This window comes from Flavobacterium koreense (assembly GCF_054776075.1).
Genome location: NZ_BAAHCF010000042.1, coordinates 181,084 through 201,443, shown reverse-complemented (window position 1 = coordinate 201,443; position 20,360 = coordinate 181,084). Strand labels below are relative to the sequence as shown.

Here is a 20,360-nt window from a genome sequence, read left to right as displayed (position 1 = left end):
TGCACTTCAAAATCATACAATATGAACATTAACAATATTCCACAAATCAAGCATATTGAAAGTGGTAATTTCTTTTTATTAGCCGGTCCTTGTGCTATTGAAGGAGAAGAAATGGCTATGAAAATTGCTGAAAAACTAATTACAATAACAGATAAATTAGAAATTCCTTATGTCTTTAAAGGTTCATTCAAAAAAGCCAATCGTTCAAGAATTGATAGCTTTTCTGGTATTGGAGATGAAAAAGCATTAAAAATTCTTCGTAAAGTTTCTGAAACTTTTCATGTTCCAACTGTAACAGATATTCATACAAATGAAGACGCTGCTATGGCTGCAGAATATGTAGATGTTTTACAAATTCCAGCTTTCTTGGTAAGACAAACCGACTTGGTTGTAGCTGCTGCAAAAACTGGAAAAACGGTCAACTTAAAAAAAGGACAATTCATGAGTCCAGAAAGCATGAAACATGCCGTACAAAAAGTATTGGATTGTCATAACGAAAATGTAATGGTAACTGATAGAGGTACTATGTTTGGATACCAAGATATGATTGTTGATTACAGAGGTATTCCAACCATGCAACAATATGCAACTACTGTTTTAGATGTAACACATTCACTTCAACAACCCAATCAAACTGCTGGAGTAACTGGAGGAAGACCCGATATGATTGAAACAGTTGCCAAAGCTGGAATAGCAGTTGGAGTAGACGGAATTTTTATTGAAACCCATTTTGATCCAGCAAATGCAAAAAGTGATGGAGCCAATATGCTTCACTTAGATTTCTTTGAAGATCTTATGACTAAACTAGTAGCAATTCGTAAAACTATAAATCAATTCTAAAATAAATGTTTTCTAATTTAAAAGGTAAAATAGTTATTGTGTTGGCTATTTTTTCACAATTTTTAATAGCACAAGAAAAAACAGAATCAGAAAAATATACTAGCCATAATAAAGGTAAATTTTACTTTTTTTGGGGAGGAAACAGAGAAAGCTATTCAAAATCTGATATTCATTTTACAGGTCAAAATTATGATTTCACAATTCATGATGCTGTTGCAGATGATAAACCAAAAGGATGGCATGTCGATTATATAAATCCAGGTGCTATGACAATTCCTCAGACTAATTTTAGAATGGGTTACTTCATAAATGACCATTACAATATTTCATTAGGATTAGACCATATGAAATATGTTATGAGACAACGCCAAATAGCAAATGTTTCAGGTTATGTAAATTTACCTTCAAGTGAAAGTGGTTCAATATATAATAACACGTATAATAACTCTCCTATTAATTTTTTTGAAAATTACACAGGATTAGATACTTCACCTACTCCTCCATTTCTAACATTTGAACATACTGATGGTTTGAATTATATCAATACAGAATTTTGTAGGGTTGATGATGTTTCAAAAGTTTTTAAAATTGCAAATACCGATAAATTTCAATTAAATGTAACTGAAGGAATTGGCTTAGGATTGTTATATCCAAAAACAAATTCTAGAGTACTTGGAAAACAACGTTATGATGATTTTCATGTTTCTGGTTATGGAATTTCTGCAAAAGTTGGATTGAATTTTACTTTTTTTAAATACTTTTTCGTTCAAACCGAGTTAAAAGCAGGATACATCGACATGAATGATATTAAAACAACTAATGAAAATACTGATAAAGCAAGCCAACACTTTCTTTTTTTACAAAGAATTATAGCATTTGGAGGAATTTTCAAAATTTAAATTAAATATTTTATATTTTTTTTATATTTTTGGTAATTATCTATTAAACAACAAACCAATCAATTTATATTTTTTATGAAAAAAATTATTTTATTAATTCTGACATTATTTTTCTCAATTGTTGGATATTCCCAATTTCCAACCCCAGGTGTTGAAGGTTTTGAAGGAACAACTGGACCAGATGTTCCTCTTCCAACAGCTTCTTCACCATGGACATTAGGAACAGGAGCAACAGGAAATCAATGGGCAGTTTTTGACAATGGTGTCGGTCTTACAAGAAGATGGAATATAAATACCGTTGCAACAAATGTATACCAAGGTGTAAATGCCGCTTATATGGATCGTGAAAATATAGGCCAAGGAAATACTTCAGAAGATTATTTAGCTACACCTTTAGTAACTGTTCCTGCAAATGGAGAATTACGTTTTTGGACTAGATCAACAATTGCAACAGTATCAACTACAGAATATCTTATAAAAGTTAATACCAACGTTTCTGCTGGTTCACAAACTACAGTTGCAAATTATACAGCAACTCCAGCTCAATGGACTGAAACAACTTTAAATGCTACATATAATATATATGAAGAGAAAGTAGTTGATCTTTCGGCTTATGCAGGCCAACAAGTTTACATCGCTTTTGTAATGAAATTTACACAACCTTCTGCCGGTTTAGGTGGAGATAGATGGTTGATTGATAGAGTCAGTTTAATTCAAAGATGTTTAGAGCCAACGAATTTATCTGCAACAGGTATCACTCAAACTACAGCAGATTTAAATTGGTCAAACCCAAGTGGATCAACTTCATGGGAAATTGAGGTTATCCCTGCTGTTGGAGGTACTCAAACTGGTGTTGGTGTTGTTTATAATGGAGCACTACCATACGTAGCCTCAGGATTATCACCTAATACTTGTTATGTATATTATGTAAGATCTTTATGTACTGATGGTTCAAGTACCTGGGTAGGACCATTTAACTTCTGTACCGTCCCACCAGGCTTAACATGTACAGCGCCAATTGCTATAACGACTTTACCTTATAGTACAAATGACAATACTGCAAATTATGGTGATTCTACAGATACAGCTCAACCAGCAGCATGCGCTGGAACTGCAGCAAATTACATGACAGGTAATGATGTGTTTTATTCTTATACTCCAGCAACTTCTGGTACTATAAGTATAACAATGACTCCAAATGACGATTGGTCTGGTATTTTTGTTTATCAAGGATGCGCAAATGTTGGAGTAACTTGTGTAGCTGGTGTAGCAAATAATGGCGGAGGTATAAGATCAATACCAAGTTTAAGTGTTACGGCTGGTTTACCATATATTATAGTAATTTCAACCAACGCTACTCCACAAACTGTTGGATATAGTTTAGTTATTCAAGAAGTGAATTGTCCACAACCTACAAATTTAAATGCTTCAAATATTGGACAAACTTCTGCTACTCTTACTTGGGATAATCCAGGTGGAGCAACTTCTTGGGAAGTTGTAATTCAAACGCCAAACTTAGGTATTCCAACAGGAACTGGTAACACTACAAACACAAATACAAGTTATTCAGCTCTTGGACTAACTCAAGCAACTGCTTATGAATATTATGTTAGAGCTGATTGTGGTAATGGTACATTTAGTGCTTGGTCTGGACCATTCTTATTTAACACAAACATTTGTGATGTTTCACAACAATGTAACTATACTTTTAGATTAACAGATTCATTTGGTGACGGATGGAATGGAAATACTATGAGTGTTAGACAAAATGGTATTGAAGTTGCGCTTTTAGGACCAACTTTCACTGCTGGTGGAGGACCAATAAACATTACCGTTCCGATGTGTGATGGATTACCATTTGAATTGTTTTGGAATGCTGGTGGTGCTTTTGCTGGTGAAGTAGGAGTTACTATTATCAATTCATTTAATCAAACTATTTATACCAAAGCAGCAGGAACAGGAGCTCAAAATAGCTCATTATATACTGGAACTGTAAACTGTTTAACTCCAGCATGTTTACCTCCAACAAATTTAGTGGCAACTAATATGTCACAAACAGGAGCTACATTGGGTTGGACTACAACAGGACCAGAAACATCTTGGGAAGTAATTGTACTTCCTGCTGGTTCACCTGCTCCACTTCCAAACAATCCTTTATGGACTGCAGCTCCAACTAATCCATTTACTGTTGGCGGACTTACTTCTGGTACTGCTTATGATTTTTATGTAAGACCTCTTTGTTCTCCTTCAAATATTGGTGATCCAGCTGGACCTAGAACATTTAACACTACAATTTGTGATCCTGTAAACCAATGTAATTATACATTTACAATGACCGATACTTTTGGTGATGGTTGGAATGGAAATACAATGAATGTAATACAAAATGGAATCGTAATTGCTACAATTGGTGCAACATTTACAAATGGTAATGGACCAGTTATTGTTCAAGTACCATTATGTAATGCTCTACCTGTTGAATTATTCTGGAATGCTGGTGGTGCATTTGCAAATGAAGTAGGTGTATCTATTACCAACTCTTTTTCACAAGTAATTTTCACTAAAGCTCCAGGAACTGGTGCACAGAATACTTCTTTATATACAGGTACTGTAAACTGTTTAGTACCATCATGTTTACCTCCAACTAATTTAGTTGCAACAAATTTATCTCAAACATCAGCAACATTAGGATGGACAACAACAGGTCCTGAAACTTCTTGGGAAGTAATTGTGCTTCCTGTCGGTTCTCCTGCTCCACTTCCAAATAACCCTTTATGGACAGCAGCGCCAACAAATCCATTTACAGTTAATGGATTGACATCAGGTACAGCTTATAATTTTTATGTAAGACCTATTTGTTCTCCAACAAATACTGGTGATCCAAGTTTAGCTGGAACATTTAATACTACAATTTGTCCTCCTACTGATCAGTGTTTGTATACTTTCACAATGACAGATACCTTTGGAGATGGATGGAATGGTAATACAATGAGCGTTATTCAAAATGGTATTGTAGTTGGAACATTTGGTGCGACATTCACAAATGGTACCGGACCAGTTACTGTTCAGTTTCCACTTTGTCATGGAATTGCTTTCCAATTGCAATGGAATGCAGGAGGTGCTTTTGCAAATGAAGTTGGAGTTTCTATCCAAGAAGCTTTAGCTCCACAGGCTACAATATATACCAAAGCTCCAGGTACTGGTGCTCAAGGAACTACATTATATAATGGTACTGGTGAGTGTTTCTTACCAACTTGTCCGAAACCAATTAGTTTAACAGCTACAAGTGTTACACAAACTTCAGCTGTATTAAGTTGGACTGAACAAGGAACAGCAACTTCATGGGAAATATTTATTGTTCCAGCAGGATCTGCTGCTCCAACTCCTACATCTTTAGGAATTGTAACAACTAACCCATATACATTAACTAATTTACCTCCTGGAACTGCTTATACATTCTATGTAAGAGCAATTTGTTCGCCAACTGACTCAAGCCTTTGGTCACAACCATTAACATTTGGTACATTACCTGTTAATGACGAATGTACTAATGCAACATTTGCTATTGTAAACCAAAATCTTAATTGCGTTCAAACAACTCCAGGTACATTAATTGGAGCAACTCAATCATTACCTGCAGTAAACTGTCCTCCAGGTGTTGCAAATGATGATGTATGGTATACATTTACAGCTACAGCTGCAACTCATATCATCTCTTTCAATAACGTTGTTCCTTTAAATACTGATTTAGATTATGCAATCTTTACCGGAAATAGTTGCGGTGCATTAACTCAATTAAATTGTAATGCTGCTGACGGACTTACTGCAGGTGTTACATATTATTTAAGAGTTTACTCTGCTTCAGCAAATCAACAACTAGTTAATTTTAATCTATGTATTGGTACACTTCCTTGTACGGAAGCGCCTGCTTTCTGTACAGGTCAAACAGTAACTTATGCAAACTCAACAAATGTTCCAAGTTTAGGTCAAATTGGATGTTTATTCACTTCACCTAACCCAGCTTTCTTCTTTTTACAAGTAAATCAAGCTGGTCCTTTAACTTACTTAATATCACAAGTTGATAACAATGGTATAGGAAGAGACGTTGATTACGTTGCTTGGGGTCCATTTACAGATTTACAAACTGCTTGTACAGGAGTTCCACAAAATCCACTTCCTGGAATAATTCCAGCTCCAACACCTGCAGATGGTTGTCCTGGAACTTTACATGCTTGTAGTTATTCTGCAGCTCCTACAGAAATTATGTGTATTCCAAATGCTCAATTATGTGAAGTTTATGTAATCATGATTACTAACTTCTCTAATCAAGCTGGAACTGTAACATTTACTCAAACAAATTCTGGTGGTGGAACAACTGCTTGTTTCCCAATTAATACTTTTAACTATCCTCAAACAACATATTGTCAAGATGGTGTTGATCCGACACCAGTATTAGCTCCAGGAGCTTCTGCTGGAACTTATACATCAACTCCTGGTTTAGTAATTGATAGTGTAACTGGAACTGTAGATTTATCTGCAAGTACACCTGGTGCTTATATTGTTACAAGTTCAACAGCTACAACTATTGGTGGTACTTGTAATACAATTCCTTTTATTACAACTACAAGAACAATCATTATTACTGCTCCTGCAAGTGCAACTATTTCCTATTCAAATGCATCTTATTGTAATAATATAACAGCATTACAAACAGTAACAAGAACAGGAACTGTAGGTGGTACTTATAGTGCAACTCCTTCTGGACTATCAATTGATCCTATTACCGGAAATTTTGTACCGAGTGCTAGTGTACCAAATACTTATATAATAACTTATTCAGTACCAGCTTCAGGTGGATGTGCAGCTTTTTCAACAACTACTCAAGTTGTGATTATTCCAGCTACAGTCCCTGCCTTTACACAAGTTGCTCCTATATGTCCTGGAGATGTATTAGCTGATTTACCAACAACCTCTAACAATGGAGTTACAGGAACTTGGTCACCAGCAATGAATAATACAGCTACAACAACATACACATTTACTCCTACTGCAGGATTATGTGCTACTACAGCTACGATGACAATTGGAGTAGGTTCTACAACTCCAACATTCACACAAGTACAGCCTATTTGCCCTGGAGCACCATTAGCCGATTTACCAACAACATCTAATAATGGCGTTGTAGGAACATGGGCACCGGCAATGAATAATACTGCAACTACTACCTATACATTTACTCCTAATGCTGGAATTTGTGCAGGTTCAGTTACAATGACTATTGTAGTTAATACTCCTACAATTGTACCAACATTTACTTCTGTTGCTCCAATTTGTATTGGTGATACATTATCTGCACTACCAACCACTTCTAATAATGGAATTACAGGAACTTGGTCTCCAGCATTAGATAATACAGCTACTACAACATATACATTTACACCAAATACTGGACAATGTGCCTTAGCTACAACTTTAACAATAATTGTAAATCCAAATTTGGTTGTTACAGTAAACAATCCAACTGTTTGTGCTGGTTCAAGTGCAACTGTGACTGCTACTCCTGCAATACCTGGAAATTATTCATACACATGGACAGTTCCTTCACCATTTACTAATCCTGGTAACGTTGCATCATTTAATACAACAGTTGCAGGAACTTATACTGTTGTTATTAATCAAGTAACTAATTTCTGTAATACAGATTTTGAAAGTCCAACAGCAACTGGAGCTTTCCCTAACCTATTTGATGAGAATTTAGTTCCTTGTTGGGATACTACTTCTGCAGATGGAATAATAGAAATTTGGCCTCCTGGGTTTGAGGGTGTTAATGCATATTCTGGAAATCAGTTGATTGAATTAAATGGAAATACACCTGGAACACTATTCCAAGATTTTAGTGTTTTACCAGGAACTGCTTTAACAATTTCTTTTGCTCATAGAGGAAGACAAGGTAATGATGTTGTTGGTGTTGAAATAGGACCTCTTGGAGGACCTTATGTTAGTCTTGGTAACTTTACAGATAATAATACCGCTTGGGTATTACATACTGTAAATTATGTAGTTCCTACTACAGGAGGAAATAATTATACTTTACGTTTTGTTTCTGTTTCAAGCGCTGGAGGAAGTCCAAGTATTGGTAACTTATTAGATTCAATTTCAATATCTAGTTTAAGTTGTCCATCACAACCAACTTCAGGAGTAGTTACAATAACAACTCCAGATACACCTGCGTTTACTGCAATTCCAGATATTTGTTTAAATGGAACGGCTCCTACTTTACCAACAACTTCAAATAATGGAATTGCTGGAACTTGGTCTCCGAGTACAGTAGACACATCAGCAGTTGGAACAACTACTTATACTTTCACGCCTAATGCAGGAATTTGTGCGACAACTGCAACATTGAATGTTACAATCATAAATCAAGTTACACCAACATTTAATAGTATTGCATCTATTTGTCAAAATAGCACAGCACCTAGTTTACCATTAACATCAGTAAATGGAATAACAGGAACTTGGAGTCCTTCAACAATTGATACATCAACTGCTGGTTCAGTAACTTATACATTTACTCCAGACGCAATTCCAAGTCAAGCTTGTGCATTAACAACAACTCTTTCTGTTACTATTGATCCACAAATTGTTAGTACATTTAATTCAATTGCAAACATTTGTCAAAATGGAGTTGCTCCTTCTCTTTCTTCTACTTCAAATGAAGGAATAGCAGGAACATGGAATCCAACAGTAATTGATACAACAACTCCAGGAACTACAACGTACACATTTACACCAAATGCAGGAATTTGTGCAACTACAGCAACTTTATCTGTTACTATTGATGCACCGACTGTTCCAACATTTACTCAGATAGCAAGTATTTGTTTAAATGGAACTGCTCCATCACTTCCTTCAACATCAAATAATGGTGGAATAGCTGGAACTTGGAGTCCTGCTACAATTAATACTTCAGTAGTTGGAAATACAACTTACACATTTACACCAAATGCTGGACTTTGTGCTACTACTACTACGATGGTAATTACAATTAATCCTCAAACAACTCCTTTGTTCACTCAAATCGGACCTCTTTGTCAAGGATCAGTTGCACCATCGCTTTCAGGAACATCAACTAATGGTATTTCTGGAACTTGGAGTCCAAGTGTAATTGATACTGCAAATTCAGGAACGTTTACTTATACATTTACTCCAAATGGAAGTTTCTGTGCAACAAATGCAACAATGAGTATAACTATTAATGCAACACCTGTAATCAACCCAATAAGTAATGTATCTGCTTGTAATAGTTATACTTTACCAACATCAACTGTTGGAGATTATTACACTGGTCCAAATGGTACTGGTTCAATAGTAAATGATGGAACTGTTATTACAACAACAACGACTCTTTATGTATATGCTGCAAACGGAAGTTGTACAGATCAAGAATCATTTACGATAACAATTACACCATCACCAGTATTTTCAATAACAGGTGGTTGCGTAGGACCTGTTTACATTCTTGAAGTATCTGGTAGTTTTAATACTTCGTTAGCTAATTATGCTTGGACTGGTCCAACTGGAGTTGTTGGAAGTAATAGTCCTACTTTACAAGTCCCAGCAAATGCAGCAGGAAATTATACATGTACTGTAACTATTCCAAATGGAACAGGTACAGGAACTTGTTCAGACACTGAAGTATTTGTTGCTAATGATGTAACTTGTTCTATCCCTAGAGGTATTTCTCCTAATGGAGATACATTAAATGATACTTTCGATTTAACAGGATTAAATGTAAAAGTATTAAGTATCTACAATAGATATGGAACTAAAGTGTATTCAAAAACTAACTATGTTAATGAATGGGGTGGACAATCTGATGCTGGAAATGATCTACCTGATGGTACTTACTATTATGTAATTGAACGTAATGGTGTTGAAGCTAAATCTGGATGGGTTTACATAAACAGAGAAATCAAATAATTTAAACCTTAATAATAAAAAAGAGACTGAATTTCAGTCTCTTTTTTTGTTTAATATAATTCCGAAATTTCTTGAATGATTTCTATTAAAATTTTATTATCAATTTCTTCAAGTGAAGAATACCTTAGTGATTTCATTATACTCCTATTTTCTGAAATAAGATGTTCTTGATGATTTTTGATTTCAAAACCTTTTACAATTCCTAGGTCAACATACTTTCTTTTATGACTTACATTTATAAAACAAAAAGGTTTTCCTCTATAATAATAAAAAGGAATCTTCCATTTGTACAATAATTCTAAATCTGGGATTTGATTTTCAATTACAATTTGCAGATTAAAAATTATAGAACGATAAGGTTCTGGTTGATTTAAGATATATTCCTCAGCAGGTTTCATCTATTGCAATCCATATTGATCAAACAAATACATAAGCGATGCCATTGAAGCAGCTCCCAATTCTAGTTCTCTTTTATTTACAGCATCAAAAGTATCATTTGCTGCATGATGGTAGTCAAAATAACGTTGTGAATCGGGTTGCAAAGCTACTTTTACAATCTTTTCTGACTTTAAAGGCCCAATATCAACTCCAGTATGTCCTTTTCTAAAAATATGAATTAAATAAGGCTCAAATAAGTTCTTCCAAGTGGTGATTTTATCAAAATTAGAATCATCCGCTTCAATTGAAAAACCTCTTGGTGTAAATCCACCCGAATCACTCTCTAAAGCGAATATGTGATTCTCTTTATTCTTGCTAGACAATTCTTCATATTTTAAACCACCTTTAACACCATTCTCTTCATTCATAAACAAAACTACTCTAATTGTATTTTTAGGTTTGTAGTTCAACTTTCTAAATATTTCCAAAACTGCCATACTCTGAACACAACCAGCACCATCATCGTGAGAACCATCACCTAAGTCCCAAGAATCTAAATGTCCACCTACAACCATAACTTTATTTGGATGTTCCGAACCTGTTATTTCACCTACTACATTGTAGGACAATACATCTTCCAATGTTTGGCAAGACTGTTTAAAATATAATTTTGCATTTGAGTTTTCTTTTAATAACTTACTTAACTCTTCTGCTCCATTTGTAGAAATTGCTGCAGCAGGAATTCTTTTATCGTTAGCAATATCTTTATAATTTGTAGAACCTGTATGAGGAAAATCATCCAATCTCAAATTCATGGAACGAACAATTACTCCAACTGCTCCCAATTCTCCAGCTTCTCTTGCTCCAGAAGAACGTTGGTCAACACAACTTCCATAAGCATGAAACGTTTCAATAAACTCAGGATTCATTGGTCTGTTGAAAAATATAATTTTTCCTTTCACTTTTTCAGTTCCTAAAGCTTTTAACTCTTCCAAACTTTTAACTTCAATTACATTTGCCAACAAACCATTTTTGGGAGTTGCAACAGACATTCCTAAAGCACAGATTGGAAAAGATTTTTTTTGTTTTCCTACTTGTAAATAAGCTACCTCTTTCTCACCTCTCACCCATTGTGGAACCATAACTTCTTGTAGATAAACTTTATCTAAACCTAAAAGTTCCATTTGTTCTTTTGTATAAGTAACGGCTTTTGCTGCTCCTGATGAACCGGATAAACGATGACCAATTTTATTTGACAAATCGTCTAACCATGGATAAGCTTTGCTTTCGGTTAAAGCAACTTTATAAATTTGTTTCAACATTGCTTCATCATTGGTTTGAGACAACATTAAGGTAGAATTTACTAACAACAAAAAAACTATTTTCTTCATTTCTATTTATATATTTTTTCAAAAATAAAGCAAAAAACATTTGGTTGAACAATTTTTATTTATTTACTTTGTACTTCAAAGTACTTTTATATGAAAAATGAAAAATATCTTAACGACATTTCTGAAATAAAAAACATGATGAACCAATCATCACGATTTATTTCACTTAGTGGATTATCAGGTGTTCTTGCAGGGATTTATTCTTTGATTGGAGCTTGGCTAGCTTATAAAACAATTTATTTTGATACGACGTCAATGGGAAACTATAGAAATCTTATCATCTCTCAAGATTCCATAAACAAACTTTTTATAATTGCTTCAACTGTTCTAATTTTATCCATAATAACAGGAATAGCATTAAGTGTTAGAAAAGCAAAAAAAACAGAAGATAAAATCTGGAATGTTTCATCAAAAAGATTGGTTATAAACTTTGCAATTCCGTTAGCAACTGGTGGCATTTTTATTCTATTTTTGATAGAGAAAGAAATGCTAAGTTTAGTTGCACCATTAACCTTATTGTTTTATGGTTTGGCGTGCGTAAATGCTAGTAAATACACACTTGGTGATGTACGATATTTAGGAATTACGATGATAATTTTAGGATTACTTTCAACATGGTTTTTAGGATACGGATTATTATTTTGGGCATTAGGATTTGGAATTTGCCATATAATTTACGGAAGCATGATGTATTTTAAATATGATAGAAATTAATTTTGAGATAGCAGATTACAGAAGTTAGAATACAGATTTAAAAAAAACATACAAATAATTTGAAAACCATCATACAAAATATCAACAAAGCCTTTGATCACCGAATTCGTTTGGGGATTATGTCGGTATTGATGGTAAACGAAAGTGCCGATTTCAATATGCTTAAAGAACTTCTTGGAGTAACTGATGGCAACCTCGCCTCTCATACCAAAGCTCTTGAATCTGAAAATTATATCCAAATTGAAAAACAATTTATTGGTAAAAAGCCCAATACAAGATATATTGCGACCAAAGAAGGAAAAAAAGCATTCAAAGATCATATTGATGCACTTGAAAAATTAATATCAAAAAGTTAAATCTATTTTTTTATTCATTTACTTTGAAAAACAAAGTACTTTTAAATATGAAAAAATGAAATATTTTGTAAAAAAAGAATCCATAGTAAGAGAAATTTGGAAAAATACAGATACGGTTTTACTAATTTTTGCAGGCTCTGCAGCCGAATTTGCTTTAAACAAAGCTGTTGATTGGTTGTACTTTACAGGAAAAATTCCATCAAATCCTTTGGAGCGATTGTTTTCTACAGTTGAATTTGCACAGAACATTGTCTTTGCAGAAAATGATTTGGCTCTTGCTACAATTGATAAAATAACCCAAATTCATCAAGGTGTTGAAAAAAGTCGTGGTCAAACCATTCCTGATTGGGCTTATAGAGATGTGCTTTATATGCTTATAGATTATTCAATTCGCTCTTTTGAATTGTTAGAAAGAAAATTAGAAACCTCTGAAAAAGAAGAAATTTTTGATGTGTTTTCTAGGTTAGGAATTCGAATGGGTTTGAAAGAATTACCAAACAACTATAACGATTGGTTAATTGACAGAACTATTCATCTCGAAAACAACTTACAAAAAGGAGCATTCACCATTCATTTATTTGAACAATATAAAAAGCATTTGGGTAATTCTAGATACTTCATTTTACTAGAAATTCAGAAAATCTTAGTTCCGAAAATAGTTTATAAAATGCTCTTTGAAACATCAAATTTTCCAACAAAAACACTTTTAAAGCTATATAAAATCAGCAAAACACTAAAAGTAGATTATCTAGTAAAAGCAATTCTACTACCAAAAAAACATAAAGAATCTATTACAAACATCGGAAAATACGAGACACTATAAACCATCAATTATTTCACTAATGAGAGATTTACTAATTGAAAAAATGTATGAAATCACGAAGAAACCTTACCAAAAATTCTTCAAAAAAGGCATTCCTTGGAAAGAAACACCAAGCGATTTAATAAACTACCAACAAGACAGTTTAGGTTTCCATTTAGGATGTTTTCTACTAAAATACAATTTCGAAATGCAACCAAAATTGGAAGATCACGATGTAATTCATGTGCTAACAAACACAGGAGTTTCTGTAGTTGATGAAATTGCAATGCAATATTTTTTATTGGGAAATGGCAAAAAAAGTACCTATTTATTTATGGTAATCTGTATTGGAACTGTCTTCTATCCTACTCAAATCAAACATTTTATTCACACTTACAATCGTGGTAAAAAAGCACATCAATTTCATGATTTAGATTTTTATAAAATGCTAACCATTCCTGTTAAAACAATTCAATCAACATTTAATATTAAGTAACTATGAATAATTTATTTTCACTTTATGTTTTAAATAAAAAACAAAACAATTTTTTAATTTTCAGTTCGATAACTGCTGTTGCTTTACTTTTAATACGTGTAAAAATCACCCATTCGTTTTATTTATTATTTCTTATTTGGAATTTGATTCTTGCTGTTATTCCTTATTTAATTTCCAATTTCATAAAAATTGATTTTTCTCTAAAGAAATATAATTTCAAAAATCTATTTTTCATTGTGACATGGTTGCTTTTTCTTCCAAACACCTTTTACCTTATTACTGATTTTGTGCATTTGAATCACACTAATTTGATACAATTTTGCTTCGACTTCATTTTGCTTTTAAGCTTTACAATTGCAGGATTCTATTTTGGAATACTTTCTATTTTCTCCATTCAGCAACAAATTCAATTTTTCTATACTTCAAAAACATCCTATTTATTTACAATTTCAATAAGCTATTTATGTGCTTTTGGTATTTATATAGGACGCTTTCTTCGTTTCAATAGTTGGGATATTATTAGTTATCCTCTTTTTTTGGCTGAATCTACATTCAATTGCCTTTTCGAGAAGGAAACTTGGACATTCACTCTTGGACTAGGAACACTAATTACAATTGTAAACCTAATCTATATTAAATCAAAATCTAATATCTAAAATCATGACCAAAAAACAATACGAAAACGCAACAGGCATTTTCTCCACTCAATTAGCCTTTGGCTCATTTATCATAGGAACTATTCTATTGATTTTACATCTAATAAATCCAACTGGAGCTCTGTTTGGTGTTGGAGCAATTTATTTGATTCTAGCTTTTGCAATTAATTTAATAATGCTATTCCGGCTAACCTATTTAGCTTTCACCCAAAAAAATCATCAAGACTATTTTACCATCAAAATACTAATTCTTTTAGCCAACATTCCCATTGCTTTTGTGTATTTACGAATCGTTGGTGAAACTTGGAAATAATTAATAATATAAAAAATGAAAATTCTTATAATAAACCCGCCACATTTATCTATTGGAAGTAGAATGCCCCACGAACATTTGCCTCCTTTAGGATTACTATCGATTGGTGGTCCGCTTATAGACGCAGGTCACAATGTGAATTTATTAGATGCTGATTATAGTTTTATGAAACATTCTAAAATTGTTGAAGAAACTATAAAATATAATCCTGATTTAGTATTGTTAGGTCATTCCGGCTCAACATCTGCACAACCTATAATTAATGAAATTACAAGTTTGATAAAAGCAAAACTACCAAATACTAAAATAATTATTGGTGGCGTTTTTCCAACCTATCACTATAAAGAAATTCTGGAAGAAAATCCACAAATCGATTATATCGTTTGTGGTGAAGGCGAACAAATTATTATTGATTTGGTAAATAATTTAGAAACCAAATCCGATTTGAATTTAGTTAGAGGAATTGTTTTTAGAAATCAATCTGCGATAATCAAAACTCCAGTCGCAACAACGATTAAAGATTTGGAAAACTATCGAATTGGTTGGGAACTCATGAAAGGATATAATTATACTTATTGGGGAAAAAGAAAAGCTGTAGTCATTCAGTTTTCAAGAGGTTGTCCTTATCCTTGCAGCTATTGTGGTCAGAGTTTATTTTGGAAAAAATGGCGTCATCGAAATCCCCAAAAACTTGCTGACGAAATTGAAATGCTACACAAGGAATATGGTGTAGAAGTAATAAATTTTGCTGATGAAAATCCAGCTACTTATAAAAAAGCTTGGCAAGAATTTTTAGAAGCTTTAATTGCTAAAAATTTAGATTTAACTTTAGTTGGTTCATTGAGAGCTGACAATATAGTTCGTGATGCTGACATAATGCATTTATATAAAAAAGCAGGATTTGAAAGATTCTTACTAGGAATAGAAAATTATGACGAAACTATTTTAGAAAACATCAAAAAAGCTGGCTCAACTTCAATGGATAAAGAAGCAATACAAATTTTGAGGAAACATGATATTATTTCGATGGCAACTTATGTTGTTGGATTTGGAGAAGAAACTACAAAAGATTTTATCAATTCTTTAAAACAACTATTACATTATGATCCTGACCAAATTCAGTTACTTTATGTTACACCACACAAATGGACACCTTATTTTGAGGACGTTAAAGACAAAGAAATAGTTCAATTAGACCAACGAAAATGGGATTACAAACATCAAATTTTAAAAACTAAATTAAAACCTTGGCAAATTATTTTATATGTAAAACTCATAGAAGTAATTATGCAAACTCGTCCAAAAGCATTAAAACGCTTATTTTTCCATAGAGATAAAAAAATCAGAAAAGCAATGAGTTGGTACACTCGAATTGGAAAAAGAGTTTGGATTCACGAATGGTTACAATTTCTTTTTAATGATAAACATACCAAAAAATCAGTTCGATTATTTGAATTTTGGAAATAAAACAAAACTCCGAAAGAAAATTATTTTCCTTCGGAGTTTTTAATTTTTATAATTTATCAAAACTGTCATCTGAAAACTGACAACTGAACACTAACTAATGACTTCCTTCCACTTCAATAGCATCAACATCAATGTTTTGTTTTTTCAAAAGACCTTTCACTAAAACAGCAAATAAAGTCAAATAGGCAAAACAAACTACCGTAATAATATACGATTGATGAATTCCGATAATATCAGACAATTTACCTTGAATTGGCGGAATAATTCCTCCACCTAAAATCATCATAATTAAAAATGCTGACCCTTGAGAAGTATATTTTCCTAATCCAATAATTGACAAACTAAAAATAGATGGCCACATAATACTACAAGCCAAACCTCCAGCAAGGAAAGCATAAATAGCAATAGTTCCTGTAGTAAACAAACCAATTAACATAGCAATCATTCCGAAACTTCCAAAAATCATTAAGGTTCTTGCTGGTTTGTCTTTACTCAAAAAGAAAGCTCCAATTTGAATTAAAACACAAACTACATAATAATAAAGTGGCTTCATATCTTTACCTGAAAGGATATTCACACCCAAAATAATTCCAAAAGCCACCAACGGAACAATGATTAAAGCAATTGTTTTTTTACTTCCTTGAAGATTAAAAACACTAATTGCTCCAGCCCAACGTCCAATCATCAAACTTCCCCAATACATAGAAATATATGGCGCAATATCTGACGATTGCAAACTTCCAAATTCTTTTAATTTTAAAAGTTCACCAAGATTACTTCCAATCGCAACTTCTACTCCAACGTAGGTAAAAATAGCCAACATTCCCAACACCAATTGAGGATATTGCATTGCACCCCAACCTTCAGAATTCTTTCTAGCTGATGTGTAAGAAAATAAAATTCCACCAAGCACCACTAACAAAGCTCCTGAAAGCCAAAGCATTCTTCCTTGTTCTAATGGTTCCTGCAAAGATTTTATTTCTAATTGTTTCGCTACAATTTCATGATAAATAATGTCTTTAGCTCTATTACTGTCTTTTAATTCAACATTAATTAAATTATCTTTTTCTTTTGTTAAAGCTTCTATTTTCAAAGCTTCTTCACTTTTATAACTTTGAAAAACAGGTGTAAACATTACAGCTAGTAAAACAGTCATAATAACTAGTGTACGTAATGCTTTGTTTGCTTTTTCCATTGGTTCATTTGCAATTCCACTTGGTACTTTTTTAGAAAAGTAAAACAAAGCCGCTGCTGCAATAAACAACAATCCAACACCAATATATAAAATCACAACTTTACTTAATTCTAAAGCTTTTATTTGCTCATCTGAAATGGATTTTGCAGTTCCAAATAAAGCCAAAGCCACCACAATTGGACCAATAGTTGTTCCGAAAGAGTTGATTCCGCCACCAAGATTTACACGACTTGCTCCAGTTTTTGGATCACCTAATAATATCGCAAACGGATTGGCAGCAGTTTGTTGCAATGAAAATCCTAAGGCTACAATAAATAATCCAACCAACATTCCAGCATAAATACTAGCCTCAACAGCAATAATCATTGCCCCAGCTCCGAGTGCTGAAAATAATAATCCATACACAATACTTTTCTTGTAACCCCATTTTCCAACGATATCTTTTCCAGACATATCGCCTAAGGCAAACAATAATAAAGCGCCAACATAATAAGCAGTGTAAAAAGCAAAATCAACCAATTGCGATTGAAATTGATCTAACGAAAAATAACTTTTACAAAACGGAATAAAAATACTGTTTCCAGCAGCAATAAATCCCCAGAAAAAAAACACTGTAATCAGCGTATACAATGCAGGATAGTTTGTTTTAATTTGTTCTGAACTCATAAATTTTAGTTTGTTTGGTTTGGTTTTTAGTTTATTGGTTTGAAACTTATAGCAGTTCCGCCACCGTTAGCCAAATTTAATTTAATTTTTGACTTAGAAGTAACTTCAATAGTTTTTAAAGCATAAGATTTTGGATTATTTTTCCAATCAGCATCAGTACCATCTTGATAGATAATAGCTTGGTACTTTTTATTTGGTGATAAGAAATCTAATTTTATTTCTGTTTTACGAGCATTTTCATCAGTAATTGCTCCTAAAAACCAACGTTCTCCATTTTTTTCTTTTCTTACAACTGTCAAATAATCTCCTGGTTCAGCTTCAAGATATTTAGAATCTTGCCAATCTACAGCAACATCTTTGATGAATTGAAAAGCGTCGGCATATCTTTCATAATTTTCAGGTAAATCGGCTGCCATTTGCAATGGTGAATACATCGTTACGTATAGCGCTAATTGTTTAGCCAAAGTTGTATGAACTTGTTCGGTTTTAGTTTTATCGTAATAACTCATTTTGATTTCAAAAATTCCTGGAGTATAATCCATTGGTCCACCTAATAATCTTGTGAATGGCAAAATGGTTTCGTGCATTGGTGGATTTCCAACAGACCAAGCGTTAAACTCATTTCCACGAGCTGCTTCGGCTGCAATATAATTAGGATACGTTCTTGAATATCCTGTTGGACGTGAACTTTCGTGCGAATTGACCATCAATTTATAATCGGCAAATCTTCTTGCAACGAAGTTAAAATGATTCACCATAGTTTGTCCATCGTGAAACTCACCACGCGGAATAATTCTTCCCACATAACCTGATTTAGCTGCAGGATAACCATAGTCTTTCATAAGGTTTAAGGCTCTATCCAAATGTCTTTCATAATTAGCCACCGAACCCGAAGTTTCGTGATGCATAATCATTTTGATTCCTTTAGATTTAGCATAATCATTCACTTCTTTCAAATTGTAATCTGGATAAGGTGTTACGAAATCAAAAACATTTTCTTTCCAATTTCCAAACCAATCTTCCCAGCCTACATTCCAACCTTCTACCAAAACGCCATCAAAACCATTTTTAGCAGCAAAATCAATATATCTTTTAGTGTTTTCAGTTGTTGCACCGTGTTTTCCTGATGGTTTCAAACTTCCATCTGCAGCATTTTGTGCATTTTGCGAACCCGCATAATCCCAGGTTGATTTTCCAACGTGCATTTCCCACCAAACTCCAACATACTTCATTGGTTTTATCCAAGAAGTATCTTCAATTTTTGATGGTTCATTTAGGTTTAAAATCATTTTTGAACTTACAATTTCACGAGCGTCATCACTCATCATAATCGTTCTCCAAGGCGAAACACAAGGAGCTTGAAGATAGGCTTTATCTCCAATTGCATTCGGAACTAAATTAGAAGTTAATCCAAAGTTTTTGGTGTCAACATCTAAATGCATAATTGGATAGTTAACAACAGCTGCTTCAAAAACATTGATATAAATTCCGTCTGCCGATTTCATCATTAATGGTGATTGTACTCTAAAAGAACTTGCAATCGTTTTTACTCCGATTCCATTATTCAAATCTAATTTAGAATTGTCGATTTCAGATAATTTTGTTTCATTATAGGCATATTCTTGACTATCATAATCTCCTGGAATCCAAAAAGTCTTGTGGTTTCCTACTAAATTAAACTGCGATTTTTCATCGGAAATTATAAAATAATTTAGATTTTTCTGCTTAGGAAATTCATAACGAAAAGCAATACCTTCATCAAAAACTCTGAAAATGATATTGATCCTTCTATCAGTTGATGGTTGCGAAAGTGCCACAGTCATTTCATTGTAGCTATTTTTAATATTGGATTGTTCGCCCAAAACTGGCTGCCAAGTCTCATTAAAACTTTTTTGACCAATGCTGTCAATTCGGAAATTGGTCTCTAAACTTTTTGATTCTTTTATTGCAATCCCAAGTGTACTTTCCTTTACAATAGGTTTGGATTTGTAACTTACCGAATAAGTAGGTTTTCCATCTGAAGACAATTTAAAACTTAACGAAATAGTTTTAGATGGTGAGTAAACATTCTGAGCTTCAACTGATAAAATTGAAATCAAGAACACCAATAAATGTAATTTTCTCATTTTTGATTATATTTTTTTATAAAAATACATTTTATCCTAAAAATAAATCGATTTCGTAATAATTAGTTATTAACGAAA

Annotated in this window: 14 protein-coding genes; 10 read left to right on the top strand and 4 right to left on the bottom strand. The window is 33.1% G+C overall.

Annotation, left to right across the window (positions count from 1 at the left end; all coding sequences use genetic code 11):
* The first annotated feature begins 21 nt into the window (after nt 1-21).
* From kdsA to ACYU7A_RS14355, 3 genes are all read left to right on the top strand, one after another.
* Complete coding sequence (kdsA, locus tag ACYU7A_RS14365) at nt 22-840, top strand: 3-deoxy-8-phosphooctulonate synthase (RefSeq protein WP_460577638.1); 819 nt, start codon at nt 22-24, stop codon at nt 838-840.
* Between the two features lie 5 nt (nt 841-845).
* The gene (locus ACYU7A_RS14360) at nt 846-1,739 is read left to right on the top strand and encodes a hypothetical protein (protein WP_460577636.1); all 894 of its coding nucleotides are present in this window, start codon (nt 846-848) and stop codon (nt 1,737-1,739) included.
* Nucleotides 1,740-1,814: 75 nt separating this feature from the next.
* Complete coding sequence (locus ACYU7A_RS14355; protein ID WP_460577635.1) at nt 1,815-9,722, top strand: fibronectin type III domain-containing protein; 7,908 nt, start codon at nt 1,815-1,817, stop codon at nt 9,720-9,722.
* 50 nt (nt 9,723-9,772) lie between these two features.
* On the opposite strand, the gene ACYU7A_RS14350 is transcribed toward ACYU7A_RS14355, so the two are convergent.
* Nucleotides 9,773-10,120: a DUF1801 domain-containing protein gene (locus ACYU7A_RS14350; protein ID WP_460577634.1), complete on the bottom strand. Its 348-nt coding sequence runs from the start codon at nt 10,118-10,120 to the stop codon at nt 9,773-9,775.
* Entirely contained in the window at nt 10,121-11,491 is a 1,371-nt protein-coding gene (locus ACYU7A_RS14345) for a M28 family peptidase (RefSeq protein ID WP_460577632.1), read from the bottom strand. It abuts the gene before it with no gap.
* Nucleotides 11,492-11,581: 90 nt separating this feature from the next.
* Between ACYU7A_RS14345 and ACYU7A_RS14340 the strand changes: the two genes are divergently transcribed.
* Genes ACYU7A_RS14340 through bchE form a run of 7 tightly spaced genes read left to right on the top strand, consistent with a single transcriptional unit; the run spans nt 11,582 to nt 16,295 of the window.
* Nucleotides 11,582-12,205 (top strand): hypothetical protein, encoded by a 624-nt coding sequence (locus ACYU7A_RS14340; protein ID WP_460577631.1) that lies wholly within the window; start codon nt 11,582-11,584, stop codon nt 12,203-12,205.
* A 59-nt stretch (nt 12,206-12,264) separates the two neighbouring features.
* Nucleotides 12,265-12,561: a winged helix-turn-helix domain-containing protein gene (locus tag ACYU7A_RS14335; RefSeq protein ID WP_298302167.1), complete on the top strand. Its 297-nt coding sequence runs from the start codon at nt 12,265-12,267 to the stop codon at nt 12,559-12,561.
* A gap of 55 nt (nt 12,562-12,616) precedes the next feature.
* Nucleotides 12,617-13,384, top strand: a complete 768-nt coding sequence (locus tag ACYU7A_RS14330; protein WP_460577630.1) for an oxygenase MpaB family protein — start codon at nt 12,617-12,619, stop codon at nt 13,382-13,384.
* A 19-nt stretch (nt 13,385-13,403) separates the two neighbouring features.
* Entirely contained in the window at nt 13,404-13,859 is a 456-nt protein-coding gene (locus ACYU7A_RS14325) for a hypothetical protein (RefSeq protein WP_460577628.1), read from the top strand.
* Nucleotides 13,860-13,861: 2 nt separating this feature from the next.
* On the top strand, nt 13,862-14,515 hold the full coding sequence (locus ACYU7A_RS14320) for a DUF1361 domain-containing protein (RefSeq protein ID WP_460577626.1): 654 nt from the start codon (nt 13,862-13,864) through the stop codon (nt 14,513-14,515).
* A 4-nt stretch (nt 14,516-14,519) separates the two neighbouring features.
* A complete protein-coding gene (locus ACYU7A_RS14315) occupies nt 14,520-14,828 on the top strand; it encodes a hypothetical protein (protein ID WP_460577624.1) in 309 nt (102 codons plus the stop codon).
* Between the two features lie 15 nt (nt 14,829-14,843).
* Nucleotides 14,844-16,295, top strand: a complete 1,452-nt coding sequence (gene bchE / locus ACYU7A_RS14310) for a magnesium-protoporphyrin IX monomethyl ester anaerobic oxidative cyclase (protein WP_460577622.1) — start codon at nt 14,844-14,846, stop codon at nt 16,293-16,295.
* Between the two features lie 94 nt (nt 16,296-16,389).
* Here the strand turns inward: bchE and ACYU7A_RS14305 are convergent, their stop codons facing one another.
* Nucleotides 16,390-18,156: an MFS transporter gene (locus ACYU7A_RS14305; RefSeq protein ID WP_460577620.1), complete on the bottom strand. Its 1,767-nt coding sequence runs from the start codon at nt 18,154-18,156 to the stop codon at nt 16,390-16,392.
* 26 nt (nt 18,157-18,182) lie between these two features.
* A complete protein-coding gene (locus ACYU7A_RS14300) occupies nt 18,183-20,282 on the bottom strand; it encodes a glycoside hydrolase family 97 protein (protein ID WP_460577618.1) in 2,100 nt (699 codons plus the stop codon).
* Between the last annotated feature and the right edge of the window lie 78 nt (nt 20,283-20,360).